At 40.9% G+C, this 3,945-nt stretch carries 8 protein-coding genes and 2 pseudogenes; 5 read left to right on the top strand and 5 right to left on the bottom strand.

The features are described 5' to 3' along the window. Positions 1-134: 134 nt before the first annotated feature. Positions 135-260: a hypothetical protein gene (locus F8S12_RS41680; RefSeq protein ID WP_269144831.1), complete on the bottom strand. Its 126-nt coding sequence runs from the start codon at positions 258-260 to the stop codon at positions 135-137. Here F8S12_RS41680 and F8S12_RS18030 point away from each other — a divergent pair. Next, complete coding sequence (locus tag F8S12_RS18030; RefSeq protein WP_196517506.1) at positions 252-719, top strand: helix-turn-helix domain-containing protein; 468 nt, start codon at positions 252-254, stop codon at positions 717-719. The genes F8S12_RS41680 and F8S12_RS18030 overlap by 9 nt on opposite strands. A 45-nt stretch (positions 720-764) precedes the next feature. Here the strand turns inward: F8S12_RS18030 and F8S12_RS18025 are convergent, their stop codons facing one another. Both F8S12_RS18025 and F8S12_RS18020 read right to left on the bottom strand, forming a co-directional pair. After that, positions 765-1,295 carry a hypothetical protein gene (locus tag F8S12_RS18025; protein WP_196517505.1) on the bottom strand — a complete coding sequence of 177 codons (531 nt, stop codon included), beginning with the start codon at positions 1,293-1,295 and terminating at the stop codon, positions 765-767. Between the two features lie 458 nt (positions 1,296-1,753). Further along, on the bottom strand, positions 1,754-1,936 hold the full coding sequence (locus F8S12_RS18020) for a hypothetical protein (protein WP_196517504.1): 183 nt from the start codon (positions 1,934-1,936) through the stop codon (positions 1,754-1,756). A 38-nt stretch (positions 1,937-1,974) separates the two neighbouring features. Between F8S12_RS18020 and F8S12_RS18015 the strand changes: the two genes are divergently transcribed. From F8S12_RS18015 to F8S12_RS18005, 3 genes are read left to right on the top strand one after another with little or no spacing between them, the layout of a single operon-like run. Then, positions 1,975-2,307 carry a DUF5674 family protein gene (locus F8S12_RS18015; RefSeq protein WP_196517503.1) on the top strand — a complete coding sequence of 111 codons (333 nt, stop codon included), beginning with the start codon at positions 1,975-1,977 and terminating at the stop codon, positions 2,305-2,307. Beyond that, on the top strand, positions 2,304-2,681 hold the full coding sequence (locus F8S12_RS18010) for a hypothetical protein (RefSeq protein ID WP_196517502.1): 378 nt from the start codon (positions 2,304-2,306) through the stop codon (positions 2,679-2,681). Before F8S12_RS18015 ends, F8S12_RS18010 begins: the two co-directional genes overlap by 4 nt. After that, positions 2,678-2,890 carry a hypothetical protein gene (locus F8S12_RS18005; RefSeq protein WP_196517501.1) on the top strand — a complete coding sequence of 71 codons (213 nt, stop codon included), beginning with the start codon at positions 2,678-2,680 and terminating at the stop codon, positions 2,888-2,890. The genes F8S12_RS18010 and F8S12_RS18005 overlap by 4 nt, the downstream gene beginning before the upstream one ends. Here F8S12_RS18005 and F8S12_RS18000 read toward each other — a convergent pair. Beyond that, positions 2,871-3,272, bottom strand: coding sequence for a hypothetical protein (locus tag F8S12_RS18000; RefSeq protein WP_196517500.1), 402 nt, complete (start codon positions 3,270-3,272; stop codon positions 2,871-2,873). The genes F8S12_RS18005 and F8S12_RS18000 overlap by 20 nt on opposite strands. Positions 3,273-3,361: 89 nt before the next feature. Beyond that, positions 3,362-3,520 (bottom strand): annotated as a pseudogene (locus F8S12_RS17995) (IS4 family transposase); the annotation flags it as partial. 142 nt (positions 3,521-3,662) lie between these two features. Between F8S12_RS17995 and F8S12_RS42370 the strand changes: the two are divergent. Further along, positions 3,663-3,851: pseudogene (locus tag F8S12_RS42370) on the top strand (IS4/Tn5 family transposase DNA-binding protein). Positions 3,852-3,945: the final 94 nt, after the last annotated feature.

Below are 3,945 nucleotides of genomic sequence, written 5' to 3'. Positions count from 1 at the left end.
TAGTGTAAGCAGGTAATGTGTAGCGATCGCGGATTGATGAAGGTAGATTTCCCTCAATTTGGGTAGCATCTCCCACTCTTAAATCTGTTGAAACTATACCGTCATTTTTACTACCAAATAAACCAGGAAGCCATTTACCTAACATTGCTATACGTCTCCTGAATTTGTTGAACTTGTTGACCGATGTAACGATAAATACCGTAGATGCCGATGAACGAAAACATTAAAATAGCAAAGGCTGCAATCACTCCTTGAGCCATCAAACCTCGCTGCATCAATTCCTCAACTCTGTTGGCGTTGTGCGATCGCACTTTCGATTCATCAATCAGTTCTTGGAGGATAATGAACTCTTAAGAATATGTGGCGTTCAGCCTTACAAGCGAGAAGTTAAGCTCAAAGAATGCTGCTATTTACTAGGACTAATATACCTGAAAAGTCAAAACCCTTTCAAAAAATATTCTTTATCTGACGTTTCATTGTTACTGATGAAGGATAAAGCACGATTTACCAAATTTGGCATTGATTTAGAAAATCTGGAATTTCCACTTTTAGGGCAAGAATTATCGGACTATATCTATGAGCAAATAGGTTACAAAGTTAGTTTGCGAACCCTCTACCGTTGGGCATCTAAACGCCGTATTCCTTTCTCTAAGTTACGCATCATTAACCAAAAAGAATTAAGTCGTTGGTTAGAATTAGCAAGTATAGCGAACGCATAGTAGTTAGCTTCTCGATCAACACTCTATTAATTGATATGCTCACTTTCAATCTCTGGCATTTTGCTCTAGATACTGGCGCACTCCTGCGCTCATTGCTAGTAGATTTGGTTGTATATTTTTCCCCAAAAAATCTTCCACTACATGAGCAATTGTACTTGTGAGAAAGAACGGTACTCCCTTGATTTGTTTTGGGTCGATTGCTAGTTCACCACGGCTTTCAATTACTGTCGTATTGCCGTCTGACAGAAAGCGATTTTTGCCAGAACACTTGACTGCTTGTGTGAAAGCGTGAGTTTCAATACGCCATTCAACTGTAAACACAGCCTGATTCCAGGTATTGTATTCTGTCCACGAAAGCATATCTTCACTGAGGATAACTCTTGCTGCTGCTGGAATTTCGCTACCACCATGCCACTCATTAACAGTATAAATATTACTGCCTACTTCACTACGTGATTTAACTTCGATGTCGCGCACGTTTGGCATATAAGGAACTAGCTCAACCAGTTTGTCCCGATAGGTAACATAAACCAGGGAACGGGGAAAAGGAATTTGGCTATTAGCACAGATGAGCATTAATTAATACCATATTCAAATATAGACATAACGAAGAATTGCCAAGAATTTAGCGATGGTGTAACCGCGCACCGGAGGTGATCGCAACTGAGGTGTTTTTGTGGTTGATTCGCTTAAATTTTGATTAAAACGTCATCTATATTTTACAGTCGCATCGGATCACAAAGCGGCACAAAAAAGCAGCAAGGTCTGCTGTGACATCTAAAAGCCTTACTGTGCATAGATGTCACAGAAAGCGGCAAGATTGGGTAAAACTCTAGAACCCTTGCTATTAAAGGAATGTCACAAAAAGCGGCATGGTTAAATTATGAACTTGGTGTCACTTGAAAGCACTCAAAGCCATACAGAATGCGTGTCACAGAGGAAGTGGCAGGGTTGACGAAAAAAAATAGGGATGAAAAAAAGCCCCAAAAACAGGGCTTTTTTCTTAAATCTCTTGACTGTGTTTGTACTACTTGCTATTGCCTTTTCTCTACCAAAACCTGACCAATACATCCCCCAGTACCCAGCCCAAACATTCCTGTAGCAATTATGTACATTGCATTTCTGCCAAAGATTTGAGTTCCTAAATACCCGATAGATATGGCCGCTAATATGCCAGCGAGACTTACAGTAATTACTTGTACTTGATTCCGTTTCATAATTAAAATCCCTTTCCTTGATAGAGGTAATGATTTGAATGATTTTGCTATTACGTAATCGCGCTATCCCTCTTCAACTTGAACAAATGTTGGAAGAACACAAGTTCTACATCAAAACCACAGTTGATATCGAACGGCGGGTGCTGGTTGGTGGTGGCGAACTGCACGCTGATTGCGAAAAAGAGCTATTGAAAGACGGTAGTAGGCAAAAAGATATTTGGGCTGCCAGTTTTATGCCTTTGACTGGAAAGATGATTTTTGAATCAATGGTTAATCTTCGTCCGCGCCAAAATAGGTCAATGGAGATTTTAGACCCTAATATTAGAGAAAGGGTTGCTCAACTTCTTATCGAGTTCTTGGGAAACTTATGATCCAAATGACACCAGAGCAGAAAAATTTTACACAAGATGATGTGACTACTCGGTTGCATCGTTTGGCAAATCATCTATCGCAAATTCAGTCTATGTGGGTTGGAGACTCATCAAGGGATTTGATGCTGCCTTTGGTAAAAGAAAGTCGGTACTTTATTGAGTGGACTGTACCCGACATGGTAAAAGCAGACGACATTGACCGAGCCTGTGAGTTAGTTGACTTAGTTCGTTTGCTGACTAATTGGCTGTTTAACTGGGACAATATTTGGTCGGATACCGAACAAAAGCAATCTGCATCTGCTCAAATTTCATACTGGGTACAGCGAGTTTTGGAAATATCACGTACAGAACCGGAATCACCCATAACTCAGTGAATGGTTCGTTAGTAAAGTTTTCGTTGATGGTCAAGGCGCGGTCTGGGCGAGAAATGGCGATCGCAAAATCAGCCTTGTTGCCTTTGAGATATCCTCCGGCCTGTGCTTCTAAAATCGTCAGCTTTGCTGACTTTTCACGGGATGTGGAAAGGGAAGTTTGGTTCGCGAATGTCATTCGCGAACCAATTCCTACTTTTTGTTGTATTTAGAAGTTTCTTCGATTAAATCTTTCAAACCCTGGTTGAGAATTTCAATTGAACGATCTAGTGCTTCAATTTTAGCTCTGTTAAGGATTTGTTCAATGGCATCTATGTAAGCTTTACTACCAGCCTTGCCTAAATGCTTGTATTTACTGAGTTTACCATCCGCCTTTGTGGGAAAGATTGCTTCAGTTGCCTGTAATTTGTAATACCAATATGCTGACTTCCTCCCCTTAGCTAGATAGCGAACAATCCAACAGGAAGGTTCAGCCACCTCAAGAGAAGCAATTATTGCGCTCCTTTCCTGTTCAATACGCGCTTTGACTTGAGCTACACAATTTATGCGTGTATGTAAATCCTCTTGGGGCGAAGGTTTTGTGTGATTGGGCATAAAACAAAGATGGGACAGTTCGCGAAGATTATTCGCGAACCATTATCGGGTGACAAAAGCTGACTTGCAATTAAAATTAAGCTATTAATTTAAGAATGCAATGAAGAGTGCAGCAGCCAACCTTGGCACAAGGTTTCCAACTCTAACCAACCTCTCCACAAAACTTGTATCCCAATTGCACTATTTTTTCTATGTTCTAAGTATCCTCCTAGCCGCGCTATCGCGCGTATTGCCCAATCAATAGTTAGCTCCAGATCCTTTTTTTGTTTTGGAGGTGTACTCTTCTGACTTTTCCCGTTAAGTCTTGAAAAGCTTGCTCACAAAGGATTTAGGGCAAATTAGAAGGTTTGCAGTAAAATAAGCCAAGCGTGGTATCAGAGGCGACAAATCATGTTGGACTGGTGGGAGAAAAATTTTGCGACTTGTGAGTTAGGCGATCGCCGATTGAATGAACGTGCAATGTCAATTGGTTTTGCTTGAAGTCAAGGATTTGGCAAAGGGCTGTCAGAAATCTTCAACGGAGGAACTGTACTCAAAAGGGCTTATGAGTTTTTGCAAACCCCAAAGTGGAATTTTTAAGACTAATCGAACCGCACTGTCAAATGACGGCGGAAACTGTTGCAGAATACGATGTAGTGCTGTGTGTTGGAGACACCACTTTTCTTGATTATGG

Source organism: Nostoc sp. WHI, assembly GCF_015714725.1.
Taxonomy (GTDB): domain Bacteria; phylum Cyanobacteriota; class Cyanobacteriia; order Cyanobacteriales; family Nostocaceae; genus Nostoc.
This window is presented reverse-complemented; position numbering and strand designations above follow the sequence as displayed.

Bases quoted from the DNA above. Each gene is read 5' to 3' on its own strand.
- F8S12_RS18000 (WP_196517500.1), bottom strand. From the start codon at position 3,272: ATGCCCAATCACACAAAACCTTCGCCCCAAGAGGATTTACATACACGC.
- F8S12_RS18015 (WP_196517503.1), top strand. From the start codon at position 1,975: ATGATTTTGCTATTACGTAATCGCGCTATCCCTCTTCAACTTGAACAA.
- F8S12_RS18025 (WP_196517505.1), bottom strand. From the start codon at position 1,295: ATGCTCATCTGTGCTAATAGCCAAATTCCTTTTCCCCGTTCCCTGGTT.
- F8S12_RS18010 (WP_196517502.1), top strand. From the start codon at position 2,304: ATGATCCAAATGACACCAGAGCAGAAAAATTTTACACAAGATGATGTG.
- F8S12_RS41680 (WP_269144831.1), bottom strand. From the start codon at position 260: ATGGCTCAAGGAGTGATTGCAGCCTTTGCTATTTTAATGTTTTCGTTC.
- F8S12_RS18020 (WP_196517504.1), bottom strand. From the start codon at position 1,936: ATGAAACGGAATCAAGTACAAGTAATTACTGTAAGTCTCGCTGGCATA.